General features: G+C 42.1%; 15 protein-coding genes and 1 tRNA gene. 14 read left to right on the top strand and 2 right to left on the bottom strand.

Features of this window, described 5'->3' with window-relative positions:
• Positions 1-70 precede the first annotated feature (70 nt).
• The 6 genes from ACOOEY_RS00860 (at position 71) to bshB1 (ending at position 7,205) form a co-directional block, all read left to right on the top strand.
• The gene (locus ACOOEY_RS00860) at positions 71-1,846 is read left to right on the top strand and encodes an LptF/LptG family permease (protein ID WP_420386772.1); all 1,776 of its coding nucleotides are present in this window, start codon (positions 71-73) and stop codon (positions 1,844-1,846) included.
• Between the two features lie 70 nt (positions 1,847-1,916).
• Complete coding sequence (gene rpsO, locus ACOOEY_RS00855; RefSeq protein WP_420386771.1) at positions 1,917-2,192, top strand: 30S ribosomal protein S15; 276 nt, start codon at positions 1,917-1,919, stop codon at positions 2,190-2,192.
• 96 nt (positions 2,193-2,288) lie between these two features.
• Positions 2,289-4,427, top strand: coding sequence for a polyribonucleotide nucleotidyltransferase (locus ACOOEY_RS00850; RefSeq protein WP_420386770.1), 2,139 nt, complete (start codon positions 2,289-2,291; stop codon positions 4,425-4,427).
• 83 nt (positions 4,428-4,510) lie between these two features.
• Complete coding sequence (locus tag ACOOEY_RS00845; RefSeq protein WP_420386769.1) at positions 4,511-5,374, top strand: sigma-70 family RNA polymerase sigma factor; 864 nt, start codon at positions 4,511-4,513, stop codon at positions 5,372-5,374.
• 124 nt (positions 5,375-5,498) lie between these two features.
• Positions 5,499-6,464, top strand: a complete 966-nt coding sequence (gene trxB, locus ACOOEY_RS00840) for a thioredoxin-disulfide reductase (protein WP_420386768.1) — start codon at positions 5,499-5,501, stop codon at positions 6,462-6,464.
• Positions 6,465-6,488: 24 nt separating this feature from the next.
• Entirely contained in the window at positions 6,489-7,205 is a 717-nt protein-coding gene (gene bshB1 / locus ACOOEY_RS00835) for a bacillithiol biosynthesis deacetylase BshB1 (RefSeq protein ID WP_420386767.1), read from the top strand.
• A 165-nt stretch (positions 7,206-7,370) separates the two neighbouring features.
• Here the strand turns inward: bshB1 and pdxH are convergent, their stop codons facing one another.
• Positions 7,371-8,015: a pyridoxamine 5'-phosphate oxidase gene (pdxH, locus tag ACOOEY_RS00830; RefSeq protein WP_420386766.1), complete on the bottom strand. Its 645-nt coding sequence runs from the start codon at positions 8,013-8,015 to the stop codon at positions 7,371-7,373.
• A 92-nt stretch (positions 8,016-8,107) separates the two neighbouring features.
• Here pdxH and ACOOEY_RS00825 point away from each other — a divergent pair, with 92 nt between their 5' ends.
• The 4 genes from ACOOEY_RS00825 (at position 8,108) to ACOOEY_RS00810 (ending at position 12,757) form a co-directional block, all read left to right on the top strand.
• Positions 8,108-8,692, top strand: a complete 585-nt coding sequence (locus tag ACOOEY_RS00825) for a YqgE/AlgH family protein (protein ID WP_420386765.1) — start codon at positions 8,108-8,110, stop codon at positions 8,690-8,692.
• Between the two features lie 57 nt (positions 8,693-8,749).
• Positions 8,750-10,813: a DUF349 domain-containing protein gene (locus ACOOEY_RS00820; RefSeq protein WP_420386764.1), complete on the top strand. Its 2,064-nt coding sequence runs from the start codon at positions 8,750-8,752 to the stop codon at positions 10,811-10,813.
• Positions 10,814-10,919: 106 nt separating this feature from the next.
• Positions 10,920-10,992 (top strand) — tRNA-Thr (locus tag ACOOEY_RS00815).
• A gap of 1,483 nt (positions 10,993-12,475) precedes the next feature.
• Positions 12,476-12,757: a hypothetical protein gene (locus ACOOEY_RS00810; RefSeq protein WP_420386763.1), complete on the top strand. Its 282-nt coding sequence runs from the start codon at positions 12,476-12,478 to the stop codon at positions 12,755-12,757.
• Positions 12,758-13,028: 271 nt separating this feature from the next.
• Here ACOOEY_RS00810 and ACOOEY_RS00805 read toward each other — a convergent pair whose 3' ends face one another.
• Positions 13,029-13,805, bottom strand: a complete 777-nt coding sequence (locus tag ACOOEY_RS00805) for a hypothetical protein (RefSeq protein WP_420386762.1) — start codon at positions 13,803-13,805, stop codon at positions 13,029-13,031.
• A gap of 413 nt (positions 13,806-14,218) precedes the next feature.
• On the opposite strand from ACOOEY_RS00805, the gene ACOOEY_RS00800 reads away from it, so the two are divergent.
• From ACOOEY_RS00800 to ACOOEY_RS00785, 4 genes are all read left to right on the top strand, one after another.
• Positions 14,219-15,337, top strand: coding sequence for a site-2 protease family protein (locus ACOOEY_RS00800; RefSeq protein ID WP_420386761.1), 1,119 nt, complete (start codon positions 14,219-14,221; stop codon positions 15,335-15,337).
• A gap of 108 nt (positions 15,338-15,445) precedes the next feature.
• On the top strand, positions 15,446-16,408 hold the full coding sequence (locus ACOOEY_RS00795; RefSeq protein WP_420386760.1) for an OmpA family protein: 963 nt from the start codon (positions 15,446-15,448) through the stop codon (positions 16,406-16,408).
• A gap of 88 nt (positions 16,409-16,496) precedes the next feature.
• A complete protein-coding gene (locus ACOOEY_RS00790; protein ID WP_420386759.1) occupies positions 16,497-17,339 on the top strand; it encodes a universal stress protein in 843 nt (280 codons plus the stop codon).
• Complete coding sequence (locus ACOOEY_RS00785; RefSeq protein WP_420386758.1) at positions 17,336-18,172, top strand: universal stress protein; 837 nt, start codon at positions 17,336-17,338, stop codon at positions 18,170-18,172. Before ACOOEY_RS00790 ends, ACOOEY_RS00785 begins: the two co-directional genes overlap by 4 nt.
• Positions 18,173-18,174 lie beyond the last annotated feature (2 nt).

The raw sequence follows: 18,174 nt of genomic DNA, 5'->3' as shown, positions 1-18,174 counted from the left end.
TTTCTATTCTATTTGTATTTACTGATCAAAGGCATGATCTTTGTTGCCCGAAAAGGGCAAATTTGAGTGCATGAAGAAGATAGATAAGCTGGTTTTCGGGTCTTTTATAGGTCCATTCTTACTAACCCTTATTGTTGTCGATTTTATCCTTCTTCTGGTTACCCTCCTGAAGTACTTCGATCAGATTATGGGAAAGGGATTAAGTGTTGGCGTATTCGCTGAACTGATCACCTATTTCTCCATTTCCAGTTCTCCCGATGCATTCCCTCTGGCTGTATTGCTTAGCTCTATCATGACCTTTGGTAATCTGGGTGAGCACTCAGAGCTTACCGCTGTGAAGAGTTCCGGTATATCACTGATCAGGGCACTCTTACCGATCTTCATCTTTGTGATGCTTTTGACAGGCTTCACTTATTACTCCAATACTGAATTAGTACCCAAGACCAACCTGAAGACTTACAGTTTACTTTGGGATATGCGTACTAAAAAGCCTGCTCTGGATATTAAAGAAGGTGTTTTCTACGATGGAATTCCCGGCTACAGTATCAAAGTGAATCAAAAGATTGGCGATGAACAGCTGAAGGATATCATTATCTATGACCATACGCAAGACAATGAGCAAGGGAACAAGCGGGTAATTCTGGCAGATTCAGGTCGTATGTATTCCTTCATGAATCAGAGATACCTGGCGCTCGAGTTATACAATGGTACCCGCTATGAAGAAAACATGAGTCAGGCCAGGGAAGAGCAGGAGTCAGGAGGAAGGTTCATCAGAGATAAGTTCTCAACAAGCATCATTCGTTTCGATCTGTCTTCTTTCGACATGGGCAATACAGATGAGAAGCTCTTTAGAAGAAGTCGTTTGGTTCAAACCAGAGAAGAGTTGAAAACAGGAATTGACTCCATGTCAAGAGATATATACTCCAGACATGAGCAGATATTTAAGCAGGTCGCCTCGAATGGTTTCCGTTTACATTTAGTGAGAGAGCTACCTGTACCGGATGAGGTACTGAAGCCTTTGGCCCACTATGACTCACTACGCATGGCCAGAAGGCAGGTCGTTGAGGATACTGTGCCCGACTCCTTGGTGAATATAGTCGGACCAGAGAGGTCTGTAGAGGTACAGGCAAAGGAGGGAGGACCGGAAAGAGTAACACAGCCGGAGCGAAATAATCTGGGGACTGAGGAGGGAACTATACAAGCCAATGTAGACGAATTAAACCCTAAGTCAGTCAATGAAAAGGCAATGGCTGATGCTGGAAAACCAAAAGAAGAAACAAAGAAGAAGACTTACACTGAGGAACAGTTAGATGCCGCTATTGAAGAGATTAATAAATATTTCTATACAAAGAATACAGCCAATGCTGACAACCTAAAGATTGTCAGTGCCATTACTAATGCAGTTAACAATTCCAGAACCACCAGAAATATCCTGAACAGCCGACTGATTACCTATGAAAATGTAAAGCGTGACCAACGTAAGTTCATTGTGACTAAAAACCAGCAGCTGGCCCGTTCTATGGCCTGTCTGATTATGTTTTTGATTGGTGCACCTATCGGAGCGATTATTAAAAAAGGCGGACTTGGGGTGCCTGTGATTGTATCCGTGGTATTCTTCCTCATTTATTACATACTCAATACAACAGGAGATAAGTGGGGTAAAGAAGGCGTAGTAGATCCTGCAGTAGCTGTTTGGATGTCGAATGCCATACTGTTGCCTTTCGGTTTGTTCTTCCTGAGACAAGCCAGAAACGATGCCCGTTTATTCGAAGTAGATGCCTACATTATTTTCTGGGGAAAAGTAAAGGGCTTCTTTCAAAAGAAACCTCAAATAGAACAGGCATAGCTTGTTAATCATTAGTTATATCTATACCTTTGCGGCTGTTTTATTAAGAAAATTTAAATTTTAGCTAAGCATGTATTTATCAAGCGAAAAGAAACAAGAGTTGTTTGAGAATCATGGTCGGTTAAAGTCAAAAAGTGATACCGGTTCTGCCGAGTCACAAATTGCACTTTTTACCTACCGAATCAATCACTTAACAGAGCACCTGAAAACCAACAAAAAAGATCACTCTTCAAGATTGGGTCTTTTGAAGTTAGTAGGTAAAAGAAGAAGATTGCTGGATTATCTGTATAACAGAGATATCGAGAGATACAGAGCAATCATCAAAGAATTGAAACTTAGAAAATAATTTAAGGAAGAAGGGAGTTCTATTGAATTCCCTTTTTTCCTTCTATACCAATGCAGGACGTTGTATCTTCCTGCTTTCTTATTTTAAAAACTATATATGTCGAAAATTGTAACAAAGTCCATCAAAATGCCCGATGGCGCGGAAATCACGATTGAAACGGGTAAACTCGCAAAACAAGCAGACGGATCAGTAGTAGTTAGAATGGGCAACACCATGTTGCTCGCCACTGTAGTCTCTTCTACTGAGGCCAAAGAAGACGTAGACTTCTTACCACTTTCAGTAGACTACCAGGAAAAATTTGCAAGTTCAGGTAAAATACCTGGAGGATTCCTTAAAAGAGAAGGTAAACTGTCAGATCACGAAGTATTGATCAGCCGATTGGTAGACAGAGCCCTGAGACCTCTTTTCCCAGACGATTATCACGCTGACACTCAGGTGATGATCTCTATGATCTCACACGATGAGAACGTAATGCCTGATTCACTGGCCGCTTTGGCTGCCTCTTCAGCACTTGCTGTATCAGATATTCCTTTCAATGGACCTATTTCTGAAGTAAGAGTAGTGAAGCACGAAGGTGAGTTCATCGTTAACCCAAACAAAGAAACCGCTAAGACTTCTACCCTCGATATCATCGTTGCTGCCGACAAGGACAACATCATGATGGTTGAAGGTGAAATGAAAGAAGTTTCAGAAGCCGAATTGCTGGAAGCAATGAAGGTGGCGCACGATGCCATTAAAATTCAGTGTAAGGCTCAGATTGAACTGGCTGAAGAAGTTGGTTCAACAGTTAAAAGAGAATACAGCCACGAAAAGTCAGATCCGGAATTACTCGAAAAGATGGAATCTGAACTTTATCCTAAACTATATGCTGCCGTTTCTAAGCAAACAGCAGATAAGTCAGTAAGAAGTAGTGATGTCAGAACCATCAAAGAAGAATTCGTAGAATCTCTTCCGGAAGATCATGAGTATGACGGTTTCCTTTTGGGACAGTACTTCAAGAAACTGCATAAGAAAGCTGCCAGAAACTTTGTCTTAGACGAAAGAAAAAGACTTGATGGCCGTGACTTCACTGAAATCAGACAGATTACCTGTGAAGTAGATTACCTGCCATCAGCACATGGTTCAGCAGTATTTACCAGAGGAGAAACTCAATCATTGACTTCTTGTACCCTGGGTACCAAGCTCGATGAGCAAATGATTGATGGGGCTACTGAATCTGGTTACAACAAATTCATTCTACACTACAACTTCCCTGGTTTCTCAACTGGTGAAGTAAGACCAAACAGAGGTCCGGGTAGAAGAGAGGTAGGACACGGTAACTTAGCCATGAGAGCTTTGAAGCAAGTGTTGCCTTCAGAAGAAGAAAATCCTTACACCATTCGTTTGGTTTCTGATATCCTTGAGTCTAACGGTTCATCATCAATGGCTACTGTATGTGCAGGATCATTGGCATTGATGGATACGGGAGTAAACATTGCAGGTCCTGTTTCAGGAATTGCCATGGGTATGATCTCAGATGCAGAGACTGGTAAATATGCTATTCTGTCTGATATTCTGGGTGATGAAGATCACTTAGGTGATATGGACTTTAAAGTAACGGGAACTGCTAAAGGTATCACTGCCTGTCAGATGGATATCAAAGTAGACGGTCTATCTTACCAAATCCTTGAAGAAGCCCTTAATCAGGCAAAAGAAGGTAGAGAGCATATCCTGGGTGTAATGAATGAAGTCATTGCTCAACCTAGAGAAGACTATAAACCTCACGTTCCAAGAAGTGAGAAATTCAGCATTCCTAAAGACCAGATTGGTGCGGTAATCGGACCAGGTGGTAAAGTAATTCAGGAAATTCAGAAAGAAACTGGTGCAACAGTGAACATCGAAGAAGTAAATGACACTGGCGTTGTGAGTGTATTTGCTGTCGATAAAGCGGCTATGGAAGCTGCGGTTAAGCGCATCAAGGCTATCGTTGCTGTACCTGAGGTAGGTGAAGTGTATGAAGGTAAAGTGAAATCAATCATGCCATTCGGAGCTTTCATCGAGTTTATGCCAGGTAAAGACGGTTTGCTTCATATTTCTGAAATCAAATGGGAGCGTCTGGAGAAAATGGAAGGCGTACTGGAAGTAGGAGAAGAGATTACTGTTAAGTTGATCGGTATCGACAAGAAGACAGGTAAATTCAGACTTTCCAGAAAAGTGCTTTTGCCACAACCAGAAAAGAAGGCTGAACAGAATTAGTCTTAATACCGTTGTTTTAAAAGGAACTTTTCATAATTTATGAATTGTTCCAAAAAGTTTAAGAGGGAAAATCATCTATTTGAATGAGACAGCTTAAGATTAGTAAGCAGATTACTAACAGAGAGTCACAATCTCTGGATAAATATTTACAGGAAATTGGTAAGGTAGATCTACTCACTCCCGATGAAGAGGTGGATTTGGCCAAAAGAATCCGTGAAGGCGATCAGCTGGCACTGGAGAAATTGACCAAAGCCAACTTAAGATTCGTGGTTTCTGTAGCTAAGCAATACCAAAACCAGGGTCTCTCACTTGGGGATTTGATCAATGAAGGGAACTTAGGTCTGATTAAAGCCGCTCAGCGTTTCGATGAAACCAGAGGTTTTAAATTCATTTCATACGCAGTATGGTGGATCAGACAGTCTATTCTTCAGGCATTAGCCGAGCAATCAAGAATTGTTCGTCTGCCTTTGAACAGAGTAGGTTCCCTGAATAAAATTTCCAAGACCTTCTCTGAGCTTGAACAAAAATTTGAAAGAGAGCCATCTCCAGACGAACTGGCGGAAGTATTGGAAGTAACAACCAATGAGGTTGTTGACACCATGAAGATTTCCGGAAGACACGTATCAATGGATGCTCCTTTTGTTCAGGGTGAAGAGAACAGCTTGTTAGATGTGTTGGAAAATGACTCGGAAGAAAAGCCTGATACAGGTCTGATGAATGACTCTTTGAGAAGAGAAGTTCAGCGAGCACTTTCTACACTGACACAAAGAGAAGCCGATGTGATTACTCTGTACTTTGGTTTGAACGGTGAGCATTCCATGACATTGGAAGAAATAGGAGAGAAGTTCAACCTGACCAGAGAACGTGTAAGACAGATTAAGGAAAAGGCAATCAGGAGGTTAAGACATACTTCCAGAAGTAAAGCCTTAAAACCTTACCTGGGCTAATAACATTTGAGAATAATATTTTAGAAGGTGCTCGCAAGGCACCTTTTTTTGTTTCCATACTAGCGGAACAATTCTTTGGCATAAAACTGTTAATGGTTTAGTTTTGACAAAATTTGAGAAGTAGATGACGACTGAAAATGTAAAAGTACTGATTATCGGTTCCGGACCGGCAGGATACACGGCAGCTATATATGCATCGAGAGCAGGACTAAGTCCTGTATTGTATACCGGTGGTGAACCAGGTGGACAATTGACCACCACCAACGATGTTGAGAACTTCCCGGGTTATCCGGAAGGTGTTAATGGTCCGCAAATGATGGTAGACCTACAGAAGCAGGCCGAACGCTTCGGTACAGATATTCGCTACGGTGTCGTCACTAAAGTAGACTTCTCAGGTTATCCTCATAAAGCCTGGGTAGATAACAAGCATGAGATTACAGCAGGGGCTGTTATCATTTCAACAGGAGCCAGTGCCAAATACCTTGGACTGGAATCAGAAAAGACATTTGCCAATAAAGGCGTATCAGCCTGTGCCGTTTGTGATGGCTTCTTCTATAAAGGCCAGAACGTAGCTGTAGTAGGTGGTGGCGATACTGCTGCTGAGGAAGCCACTTACCTGGCTAACCTTTGCCCCAAAGTGTATCTGTTGGTGAGAAGAGACGAAATGAGAGCTTCTACCATTATGCAGGAGAGAGTTAAAAACACGCCTAACATTGAAGTGCTATGGCATACTGAAGCAGAAGAGATTCTGGGTGATGATTCTGGAGTAACAGGAGTAAGAGTGGTGAATAACCAGACCGGAGACAAGAAAGAACTTGATGTAACCGGATTCTTCGTGGCAATAGGTCACAAGCCTAATACTGATATCTTTAAAGATTACCTGGAAATGGATGAAACAGGCTACCTGATCGTTAAACCGGGCTCATCTAAGACCAATGTTGAAGGCGTATTCGCTACAGGTGATGCCGCTGACAGAGTCTATCGTCAGGCCGTTACAGCAGCCGGAACCGGTTGTATGGGTGCCCTGGACGCGGAGAGATTCCTGGCAGAAAAAGAATTCGAAATAGAATCACAAAAGGAGATGGCTTAATCTCCTTTTTTATTGAAATACCTCATGAAGCTTGATATACTTGCCCTGGCCGCACATCCCGATGATGTGGAATTATCATGTGCCGGAACCATCATTAAAGCCATCCAGTCGGGAAAAAAAGCAGGAGTGATTGATTTCACCCGTGGTGAATTAGGAACCAGAGGAACGCCTGAGCAAAGATTGGAAGAAGCCAATGACTCCGCCAGAATCATGGGGCTTTCTGCCCGCGAAAACCTGGGCTTCCGTGACGGTTTCTTTAAGAATGATGAAGAACACCAGCTGGAGGTGATCAAAATGATACGTAAGTATCAGCCGGACATTGTGTTGGCCAATGCCATTGCCGATCGGCATTCAGATCATGGCAGGGCTTCGGAACTGGCCAGAGAGGCCTGTTTCCTGTCAGGTTTAGCCATGATTAAGACTGAATTGGACGGGGTAGAGCAACAGGCCTGGAGACCAAAAACGGTTTATCACTACATTCAGAGTATTCCTCATGAGCCCGATGTTATAGTAGATGTCAGTTCTGCCTGGGAAACCAAGATTGCCTCTGTTAAGGCCTTTAAGTCCCAATTCTACGATCCCAATTCAACCGAGCCTGAAACCTATATTTCATCTCCGGAATTCTGGCAGATGATTGAATCCAGAGGTATCCATTACGGACACGAAATAGGGGTGAAATATGGAGAAGGATTTACAGTTGAAAGAACACCGGGTGTACAATCAATCTTTGATCTGGTCTAATATTAATTGATTGTTCAAAGTTCATCCTTTTAACCTCTAAATCCGCTCATCGCTTTCGCGAAGCTTCAATAGAGTAAGGAAAGGGGGACTTTAACCTTATCAAGTTCACAAGCCTCTTCACTTACCATTATAAGGTAGAGATAGAGTTTAGGTTTGAAGAATGAATCAGGGAGAAAGTCTGCTGATTGTCCATTGATCATTTGATTCTTTTTGGTACAACAGTCTGTCGTGCAATCTGCTCTGACGGCCTTGCCAAAACTCGAATGAGGTAGGTTCTATTCGATATCCACCCCAGAAATCCGGTAATGGTACTTTGCCCTCTTTGAACTTACGTTTCATTTCGGCCAACTTCATTTCAAGAACAGACCGCGACTTAATCACCTGGCTTTGCTGAGATACCCAGGCCCCCAATTGACTGCCATGAGGTCGGCTCATAAAGTAACTCAGAGACTCCTTGGTCGATACCTTGACCGCCTTACCCTGAATAGATACCTGCCGTTCCATAGGAAACCAGGGGAAGAGAATATTCACCTGATTATTGTTCGCTATTTGTTTCGCTTTGCGGCTTTCATAATTGGTATAGAAGACAATGCCTTGATCATCCAAAGCCTTCATCAGCACTGTCCGCTGAAAAGGTTGGCCGTTTTCATCCACCGTACTCAGCACCATTGCATTGGGTTCGGGTAGTTCACCTTTCTGCGCTTCCTCAAACCATTTCCTGAATTGTTCGAATGGATTGGTCAGGACGCTGTCAATGTCTAATGATGCTTTTGTGTACTCTTTTCTTAAATCCGCAATTTTATCCGCCATGGTTTACAATCTTTTTCTCCCCGCAAAATTAAGCGCTAATCTTTTTCAGTTTCGTTAGGCAAAGTAAATATGCATTTATAATTTCCATCTTCATGCAATCTATGTTCGAATACGATAAAAACATCCCCGATCCTGAGAGAGGAGACTTTCTTATTTCAGAACCATTTCTAAATGACCCCAATTTTGAGCGCACCGTTATACTGGTTTGCGAAAATTCAGAAGAGGGAACATTTGGTTTAGTCCTGAATAAAGTAAGTGATCTGACGCTCAGTGATGTTATGGATGAAGAAATCAATTTTAATGGCTATCTCAATATAGGCGGGCCGGTAGAACAAAACACTTTACATTTTGTACATAGATTGAAAGAGGAAATTCCCGGAGCCATCAGCCTGAATGATAACCTCATGTGGAGTGGAGATTTTGAGCAGATTAAGTTCTTACTCAACTCAGGCATGATCAAGGAAGATGATATTCAATTCTTTCTGGGTTATTCGGGATGGGGAGCCGGACAATTGCGGGAAGAGCTCGACAAACAATCATGGTTTGTCAGAAAGGCAGCCACTGCCAAAGAGATCTTCGATATGGAGTCAGATATACTCTGGAAGTCGATTTTGAAGCAGATGGGAGGGAAATACAAGGTATTTTCAAATTACCCTGTAGACCCGCGTTTAAATTGATTCTTTTACTAAATTTGGTTTTGTTACGGTGCGGTGTAAGCCGATAGGTCAAAAGATATGAGCGAAGAAATGAACAAGCAGCAGGAAGATCAGGAAAACGAGAAGAATCTGACTGAAGCAAACGAGGAAATTACTAATCAGGAAGAAGAGCAAAAGACTGAAGAAGGTCAGGATGCTCCAGAGCCTGCAGAATCAGAAGTAGAGACTGATACTCCCGAGACGACAGAGTCGAAAGAGGAGCCATTGGCTGAAACTACTTCGACAGAGGAAGAAAAGACTCCAGAACCTGAACCTGCCAGCGAAGAAAAGCAGGAAGAGACTTCCACAGAAAAGAAAGAGAAGACATTGGACTCTGAAGATGATCTCCATTCTGATGAAGATGATGACGAGGAAGATGATGATCATGAAGAGGAGCTGCCGGATTACTCTGAATACAGCAGAGAGCAGCTGGTAGAAGCCATTGAAGAACTGGCGCAACAAACCACCTTCAAGCGCTCTGATCGAATTCTGGCCGAAATAGTACCGCTCTTTGAAGAAATGGAGCAGGGCATCCGTGCGGAAGCCCTCCAGAAATATACTGCCGAAGGTGGCGAAGAAGATAGCTTCGAATTCAGACATGATGAGCTTTACAATCGCTTCGATGCCAGCCACAGACTCATCAGAGACCGCAAGCATAGTTTCTACAAGGAAAAAGAAGAGGTAAGAAACCGTAACCTGGAGAAGAAACAGGAACTGCTCGATCAGTTGAGAGAATTGGTAGATCGTGAAGAAGCCACCACCAGCATTAAGCCCATCAAAGATATTCAAGAAGCCTGGAAGCAGGTGGGTCCTGTGCCAGGTCAACATAATAAGACCCTGTGGGCTAACTATAATGCCCTCTTAGATCGCTTCTTTAATAACAGACACATTCTGTTCGAACTGAAAGAACTGGACAGGAAGAAGAACCTGGAAGCCAAAACAGAACTCTGTGAGAAAGCAGAAGCCCTGAATAAGCTGACCAATATCAAAGATGCAGTCATTCAGCTCAATGAGCTGCATGAAGAGTATAAGCATATCGGTCCTGTGCCTAAAGAAGTTCAGGAAGAGCTTTGGCAAAGATTTAAGGCCGCTTCCGATAACATCTACAAGAAGCGTAAGGAATACCTCGAAGACCTCAAAGGTGAACTCAAGGTAAACCTGACCAAGAAAGAAGAGCTCGTAAAAGAATTGGAGCCATTCACTTCTTTCCAGTCAGACCGCATCAACGCCTGGAATGCCAAAACCAAGGAAATCCTCGCTATACAGAAAAAGTGGGACGCTATTGGTGGTGTGCCAAGAGATAAGGCCAAAGAAGTCAACAAAGGCTTCTGGGGAAGCTTTAAGAGGTTCTTTTCTAATAAGAACGATTTCTTCAAAACCCTGGAAGGACAACGCAAAGAAAACCTAGAGAAAAAGATCAAGCTGGCAGAAGAAGCAGAAGCTTTAGCCGAAAGCCATGAGTGGGATCAGACCGCTGAAAAGCTGAAGCAGATTCAGCGCAGATGGAAAGACATTGGTCCAGTACCTGAGAAGAAGAGAAATGAAGTATACGAGCGTTTCAAAGCCGCCTGCGATACTTTCTTCAACAACAGGAGATCTCATCAGAATAAAGCCGAGGCTAAGTTTGTAGAGAATCAGAAAGCCAAAGAAGCCATTATCAATACCATTAACGATAAGGCCAAAGAAGGTAAGGGCAACGAAGACGAGTTAATGGAACTGGTAGAACAGTTCAACCAATTAGGCTTTGTTCCCAGGAATGCCATTAAGACCATAGAGTCTCAGTTCTCCAGCGCTTTGGAAGCTTATGCCTCCTCTTTAGGACTGGAAGAAAACGAAGCAGAGTCTTTGGTGATTCGTGCGGAGATGACCGGCCTTCAGACAGGTCCTGGAGGTAACAGAAGACTGCATAAGAAAGAAGGAGCCCTGAGAAGACAAATAGGGGAGTTGGAAGACAACATCGCGCTATGGAGAAATAACCTGACCTTCTTTGCCAATAGTAAGACAGCCGATAAGCTCAAAGATGAGTTCGATGAGAAGATCGATAAGGCGGTAGAAGAGGTAAAAGAACTGAAGAAGCAATTAAGGATTCTAAGAAGTCTTTGATAATCAGAAGACTAGAAATTAATTGAAAAAATCGTTTTCAAGGGGTTTGCATTTTAGAATATGCCCTCTATATTTGCACTCGCTTTGAACGAAAAGCAACAAAGAAGCCTCCTTAGCTCAGCTGGTAGAGCAACTGACTTGTAATCAGTAGGTCATTGGTTCGATCCCGATAGGAGGCTCTGAAAATCAGAGAGTTACGAAAGTAGCTCTCTTTTTTTATGTCCCAATGCCGTGTTTCTGCCGTGCTTTTTATTTTTCACATCTTCGCAGTGCCTTGATTTTTTGTGAATTTCTTTTCGTGTGAAATATGGTTTCAGATAATCTTATCTGAGCCTATATGATTCTTTTTGACCCTTGTTAGCAATGATTATCTCTTTACATACAAAATAATGCATTTTGAACTTGTTATAGTTTTGTTTAGATTCATATCATCAACCTATCCGTTACTAGGCAAATTTTTGCTCAGGTATGACAAAATAGAAAAAAGGCGACCAACGTATTGATAAAGGACTAACATCACTGTTAGTCAGATTGAATCAATGTTGACAGTGAATCTGTCGATGAGGATTCTTAATTAAATATTTGGTTATATACTTTAATCGAACCAACATCCCTTTAGTCGTTTCGACTTCATGGATAGTATTTGAATTAAGCATCGAGACATTGATTTTCAGAAAGAATCCTCATCTCGAAATTATGTTTAATGAAAATACTATGACATGACACTTAAGACCATACATATTAAAGAATACAAAAAGCCGAAGCTGTAGGTATTTATGCCCTACGGTTTAGGCTTTTTTATTTCCCATAAATGAGGAGGGAAAAGGTGCGTGTGCGCATTTGTCTCTCAAGTATTTCGGGAAGTTTTTAAACTATAACCAGAAAGGAGGTATCGATACGAGAAATGAAAAACTACATGATGAAAGAGTCAAAAAAAGACTTGTAAGTGCAAACCCACAAGTCCTTTGATAATCTCCGTAATCTTCTTGCTGTTGATTGAATGGAGTATAGTGTCAAAACGTGTCTTTGCGACAGATACATTTTGAAAACAGGCGACTAAGATACGAAATATCTCGGTCAACTGCACTATAGCTCCAATTCACGGAGATTGTCAAAGATTTTTTGGGTCTGTGTTCATACGAGCAATCGCATGAGCGCAGTTAACCCCTTCAAAATTGAAGGATGGGACTTTTTTGTCCATTGATTATTCGCTGTCAGGTATGTAAGTGACTGTTGTTTAATTAGTTAATCAAAAAATATCAACATGAATTATAAAAAAACATTAAAAGAGGTCTCTCTAAAGATGAACTCATGGATTAGGCTAATACGCCAGAAATATACCCTCATTTATGAGGAGTGTATGAGGGGTATTATTGCTTTTGTTGTGTGCATGGTTTTAGGTGTTATTATAAATACCAGAGACAATCAGACAATATTAGTCTGCTCAGATGCACTGCATTCAAACATCTCTTGTGAGGTGTCTCGTAATAACTGCAAGAAGGAAAGCATGTCACAGATATTGCCATCATCACCTCATTTGGTGAAGAGTGAGCCATGTCTCTTTATTCTGCCTTTCTTTTTCAGTTTACCAATATGTCTTACGCCATTTAATATGTGGTGTCATGTCCCTTGCTTGTTTGTCCACACTCTAAATGAAAGCCCATGAAACATCTAGAAAGTGGCCTCATAATCGTGCAAGGACATGAGTTGAAGCAAGCGATATTCGAATGCTTTCTTGAGTTTTTGAATGACTACAACGTCAAACCATTCCCTTTTTATACAAGGGATGGTCTCAAGAAGGCTATGGAGATAGGTACTACTACCTTCAATAAGTTCATTGAAGAGAATAGTATTGAAGTTTATCCCTTCTCTCGTAAGACAGTCTTTTACTGTAGAGAGTCAGTAAATGCTGCGATTCGTAAGCAAAAGCCTAATCGTTGGTAGCATTTGTCTGGGTCTGTGTTTCACAGGCTCAGATTCCCTTAAAACAATTTTATATATCCGATTGAGTCTGAGAATGTGAGTGATGCATGATTGAGGCGTATGGAATTGATGAGTGTGTAGCGGTTCGCTTGGGAACGTAATGGACGATTTATGAATGACAATGAATAAAGCATCATTGGGTTATTTGGAAATTCATTTTTCTGGTTTTCTGTCCTTGATTCGCTCTATACCGTCATTCTGGTTGTTTTATCGCTTCCTGTTTTGGAAAGCATCACGCTTTCCTAATCATATTAACTATATCTACTATTTCTTGACCTGAATTATTTTCAAGAGTGATTGTTAAGATCATATATCTATACCCACCGTTGGGATATTCCTTTTCTAGAGTATAAGGCAACAGTTGATTAAAGTGGGCATAAAAGGCTTCTATGGACTCTTTATCAGGATCAGGTTTGACCATCTTGATACCAATGCTCTCTTTTCGAATAAATAAGTCTACTTGAGTTGCGACCGATTTAGCATATAAATACCCTAAGCTTGAGCCGATTTTCACCCCTGACAATTCTGTCTTTAAAAATTGATGTAAGGTATAAAGACTTTTTACGTGGCCATCATCTTTATAACCACTAGAAGCGCTGTTCTGATGCCCTTTTTTTATGTATCTGTTTACATAATCCAAAAGAGCTTTGTAGTCTTTTTTTTCTGTATAATGTAAGGCTATATCTATTGAATGAAGATCCGAGAATTCATACAAGTTCATACTACTAACTATAAACTCTTTTTCATTGTAATAGAGTTTAGTGTGCAACCCGTCTATTTGAGAATGTGAGATATTTAAAGTTTCCAAAAAATGTTTATCGCCAGTTTTAATTTCTCGGTAATAGAATTCTACTATTACACCTCTCTCTATGGCTTTTACTAGATTGACTTTAATCTTCTTCCAGTCGGTGAGACTTATGTAAGGTGAAACTGCACAGAAGCTTGTTTCTGCTTCGGCTATTAGAGTTGAGATTTTTGCTCCAATCTCATTAGGGTTTATGATGTTCATAAGGATGACGAATTCAAAAATTCTTGTGTGGAATAGTGTGTATAGAGACAATATAGGCCCTATAAATTAGAACTGGTGAGTCCTGACCTTTGAAAAGTCAGGACTCACCAGAACTTTTGTCCACTTTTTTCACTTCTTGGAGTTTTAGGTTATCATTTGCTATAAGTTCCATTTTCTTCTTATTAGAGATAGGCGGTTTTTCATAATCGTTCGCAACGACTTTTAGTTTTGCATCTAGGGCATCTGCCCAACAATAGAGATTAAATGTAGTAGGGCTATATAAACCACATTCTCACTTGCTGACCAGTAGATCACCCACACCCGCACCCCCGCAATAAATCATAAGCCTCAATGACCTATATCATCGGGTATTGGTGAACAATTCGCCTACTTGGTTCTATAAAGTTCAGGAGATGAAGAAGTCGCTATATCTGGGACGCTTTAAGGGCATCAAGGTCTATATACACTGGAGCTTCCTGATACTTATCTTTATTATCTTATACTCCGGTATTTCATCAGGTCAGTCCTCCGAAGCCATTGTATGGCATTTGCTGTTTATACTCTCCATTTTTGCCTGTGTAATTTTTCATGAGTTTGGTCATGCACTGACAGGCAGGCACTTTGGTTACAATACCAAGGACATAACACTCTTACCAATTGGCGGACTGGCACGATTTGAAAAACTTCCTGAGAAGCCGAGGGAGGAGTTATTAGTGGCCATCGCAGGACCACTGGTTAACTTCATCATCGCTTTGATTCTATTCATGGCTATCCGGCCAACCACTCATTATATACTGGACCTGGATCTTTCAGTCATTACTCCTGAAAATTTTCTGATCATGTTGTTGATGGCCAACCTGACTCTCGGCCTTTTCAATCTGATTCCCGCTTTCCCTATGGATGGAGGTAGAATTCTTCGTGCTATCCTGGCATTGTTTCAGCCAAGGGCTAAAGCCACCAAACAAGCGGCCTTTGTTGGCCTTATTCTCGCCCTGGGCTTTATTTTTATTGGTATATTCTATAATCCTTTTCTGGTCTTTATTGGTGCTTTCGTCATTTTAGCGGCCTTCTCCGAATCAACCATGGTGGGCGATCAGGCCCTGTTATCCGGTCATCAGGTAGGCGATATCGTAATGCATCATTATGCTTCCTTACCCGAACAGATGAGTATTGGTGAGGCTTCAATGGTTATACTCGATGGTCAGGATACCAACTTTGTGGTGGAAAGCAATGGGGGAGAGATTACCGGTACGCTTAAAAGAGATCAAATCATCAAGGCCCTGTCTATGCATGAACATACAAAGCCCCTTTCAGCCATTATGGACAAGGTGGGCCTGGTGATTCATGTCGAGACGCCATTGACCGACCTTTATACCAATCAAGTGCTCAGGCAAAACATCATGGTACCGGTATCCGATGGTCAACAGGTAGTAGGGGTGATTAACCTTGAAAACATACTGGAGTTTTTGGCCATCAAGAAAGCCACTCCTTTTTGGAAACAACTCTTTGAAAAATCCGGGCCGGTAGCCTAAAGGTACTGCACGGTCAGATTGACCAAAATCATTCACTGTGTTGACCTACACTCTTTTATTCCGAATGACTGAGCCGGAACTTTGTTCTTCACTCTTAACAGGATAGTCATGGAAAGGAATGCATTAAACATAAGAAAATGGACGGCAATGGCTACACTACTGCTTATTCCCGCCCTTTTTGTTGGCTGTGTAAGCAATAAGAAGTACCTGGAACTTGAGCATCATCAGCAGGAACTCAATGATGAACTCGCTGATTGGGAGCAGAAGTATGATGAGCAGCTGTCGGACTATAATGAGCTGGAACTTAAGCTGAAGGAGACGGAGAATGAGTACGCCATTAAGGAAGTAGAGCTTGCCAGTGCACAGTTGCAAACACGTCAGGCCAAAGCCGAACTGGAGTACCTGAAAAACTCCAATACCCTTTTACTCGACCGTTTGGCAGACCTATCTGTAGTGAGTAAAGCCGGTGTTGAAAGCATTAAGAAATCTTTGGAAACCCTGGAAGAGCGGAATGAATACATCCGTCAATTAAGCTCTTCTCTAAGGCGGGCAGATTCGGTAAATCTGGTGCTGGTGATGAACCTCAAGCGTTCATTGGAAAGCTTTGACGATGATGATGTGAATATTGAAGTGAAGAAGGGTGTGGTATATGTATCATTATCTGACAGGCTACTCTTCCGTTCGGGGAGCTCAGAAGTCACCCAAAGAGCACATGAGGTACTGGGGAAAATTGCCCTGATTGTTAACGATCACAAGCAACTGGATCTACTGATCGAAGGCCATACCGACAATGTAGCTATTGGCAAGAACCTGACCGGTATTCAGGATAACTGGGATTTAAGTAGTCAAAGAGCTATTTCCATTGTGAGAATTCTACAGAATGAGTTTAAAGTAGATCCCGCAAGACTTACTGCGGCCGGAAGGTCTAAATACATACCCAAGGCCGATAATGATACGGTAGAGGGCAGGAGTCTCAATAGGAGGACAGAGATAATCATTCTTCCTAAACTGGATGAATTCTTCAAATTGCTGGAGCCTCAGATGATGGATCAGGTTGGCTTGAATCGTTGAGCAAAATCAACCAGACAGCTGACTCAGGTCATGGTAAAACCGGCCAAAGAGAAGGAACTTTTACTAGCCAAAAAGTAAAGATAAACCCATGAAACCTCAAAATATTCTTGTCCCGGTTGATTTTTCCAACTGCTCACGGCAGGCATTGCGTGTGGCGATTGAACTGGCCAAAACCTTCGACTCCGGATTGGTTATTATGAATGCCTGTGAAAACCCACAAGGCTTCGGAGATATCAGTGAAGCCACCATGGCCGAAGAGTTTGTAAAAAGCCTGGAAGCCAGATCGAGAAAGTCTTATGAGGAAATGAAGGCTTCACTTCCGCAGCTCAGTGAGGTAGAGCATGAGTTTGTGATTCAGCATGCCTTTGTCAAAGCGGCCGTACTGGAAATGCTCTTAGTCAATGAGTTCGATTTGATAGTGATTGGTACAACAGGTGCCAGTGGCCTGAAAAAGGTATTCATGGGTAGCAATGCCTACGATATCATCAAACATGCAGACATCCCTGTTTTGGCTATTCCTGAAGAGGCTCATGTGCACAAGGTGATGCACAGAATGGTATTGGCCTGTGATTATGACCGAACCTACAGTAAATCAACATTCCATATGCTCATTGAATTGGCATCCACATGGAATGCGCAAGTGCAATTACTACATGTGAGTCAATCGGCTGTGACCGAGCCCGCTAAAATGACGGAGAGTACTAAGCTCGAACATTATTTCAAAGGACTTGAGCACAGCTCTCACATGGTAGTAGATGTGAATCTCGATGAGGCTATTCAGGACTTTGTTACTGAGCACCAGGCCGATCTGCTGGCTTTGGTTTTCAAAAAGCACAGTTGGCTCGACAGGTTCTTCAGAGGAAATCTGACCAAAAGGATGGCCTTTCATTCTAAAATCCCATTACTCATACTTAAAGCCCGGAAGTCATGAAACCCAGGAAAATACTAGTACCCATAGATTTTTCAGCTTGTTCATTAAAAGCGCTCAATGAAGCCGTCAGACTCGCCAGAGCGTGGAATGCCAGACTCATTATTATGAATGCCTGCCAGAAACCGGCAGCCTATTCCGATGCCAGTGTTACTGCCTATTCCAGAGACCTGATCAGAGAGGCAGAAAGCAATGCTCAGCTGGCCTTCGACAGGATCAGTGAATCGGTGACGGACCTTAGCCATACGGATTACACCTTTGTGGTGAAACATGCCTTTCCTCAGGATGCTATAATCTCGCTGGCCATTATGGAAGAGGTTGATCTGCTGGTCATGGGAACCACCGGAGCCAGTGGATTCAAAGGAAGACTGATGGGGAGTAATACCTACAAGGTATCTAAAAATGTAGAGTGCCCCGTGCTGGCCATACCGGAAAAAGCAGAGCCGGGGAAAGGTTTTAGAGAGATTGCTTTGGCGGGGGACTATAAGGATACAGATACCAAAGAGGTCTTTAATCTGTTAACCGAGTTGGTCAAATTCGATAAGGCTGTGATTCATGTTTTGCACATTAGCGATGTTCCATCAATCAATGAGGAAGAAAGTACCGAAGCGAAGATTCTCAACCGATACTTAAAAGGGCTCAGGCACTATTTCCACTTCAGATTGGACGATGAAATCGATCAGGGGATCAATGAGTTTATTGCAGAAAAGGATATTGATTTACTCACTCTGGTGGCCAGAAAACATAAACTACTGGACAGAATCTTTAATAGCAGTGTTACGCGCAAGATGGCCTATCATGCCAGGGTTCCATTGCTCATACTACACGCTAAATAGAG

Origin of the sequence: Roseivirga sp. (assembly GCF_965216855.1) — a bacterium.
Lineage (GTDB): Bacteria > Bacteroidota > Bacteroidia > Cytophagales > Cyclobacteriaceae > Roseivirga.
The sequence above is the reverse complement of the archived record's forward strand: the minus strand, read 5'-3'. Positions and strand labels throughout refer to the sequence as shown.

Bases quoted from the DNA above. Each gene is read 5' to 3' on its own strand.
- ACOOEY_RS00820 (WP_420386764.1), top strand. From the start codon at position 8,750: ATGAGCGAAGAAATGAACAAGCAGCAGGAAGATCAGGAAAACGAGAAG.
- trxB (WP_420386768.1), top strand. From the start codon at position 5,499: ATGACGACTGAAAATGTAAAAGTACTGATTATCGGTTCCGGACCGGCA.
- bshB1 (WP_420386767.1), top strand. From the start codon at position 6,489: ATGAAGCTTGATATACTTGCCCTGGCCGCACATCCCGATGATGTGGAA.
- ACOOEY_RS00825 (WP_420386765.1), top strand. From the start codon at position 8,108: ATGCAATCTATGTTCGAATACGATAAAAACATCCCCGATCCTGAGAGA.
- ACOOEY_RS00860 (WP_420386772.1), top strand. From the start codon at position 71: ATGAAGAAGATAGATAAGCTGGTTTTCGGGTCTTTTATAGGTCCATTC.
- ACOOEY_RS00785 (WP_420386758.1), top strand. From the start codon at position 17,336: ATGAAACCCAGGAAAATACTAGTACCCATAGATTTTTCAGCTTGTTCA.
- pdxH (WP_420386766.1), bottom strand. From the start codon at position 8,015: ATGGCGGATAAAATTGCGGATTTAAGAAAAGAGTACACAAAAGCATCA.
- ACOOEY_RS00790 (WP_420386759.1), top strand. From the start codon at position 16,497: ATGAAACCTCAAAATATTCTTGTCCCGGTTGATTTTTCCAACTGCTCA.
- ACOOEY_RS00795 (WP_420386760.1), top strand. From the start codon at position 15,446: ATGGAAAGGAATGCATTAAACATAAGAAAATGGACGGCAATGGCTACA.
- ACOOEY_RS00845 (WP_420386769.1), top strand. From the start codon at position 4,511: ATGAGACAGCTTAAGATTAGTAAGCAGATTACTAACAGAGAGTCACAA.
- ACOOEY_RS00805 (WP_420386762.1), bottom strand. From the start codon at position 13,805: ATGAACATCATAAACCCTAATGAGATTGGAGCAAAAATCTCAACTCTA.
- ACOOEY_RS00810 (WP_420386763.1), top strand. From the start codon at position 12,476: ATGAAACATCTAGAAAGTGGCCTCATAATCGTGCAAGGACATGAGTTG.
- rpsO (WP_420386771.1), top strand. From the start codon at position 1,917: ATGTATTTATCAAGCGAAAAGAAACAAGAGTTGTTTGAGAATCATGGT.
- ACOOEY_RS00850 (WP_420386770.1), top strand. From the start codon at position 2,289: ATGTCGAAAATTGTAACAAAGTCCATCAAAATGCCCGATGGCGCGGAA.
- ACOOEY_RS00800 (WP_420386761.1), top strand. From the start codon at position 14,219: ATGAAGAAGTCGCTATATCTGGGACGCTTTAAGGGCATCAAGGTCTAT.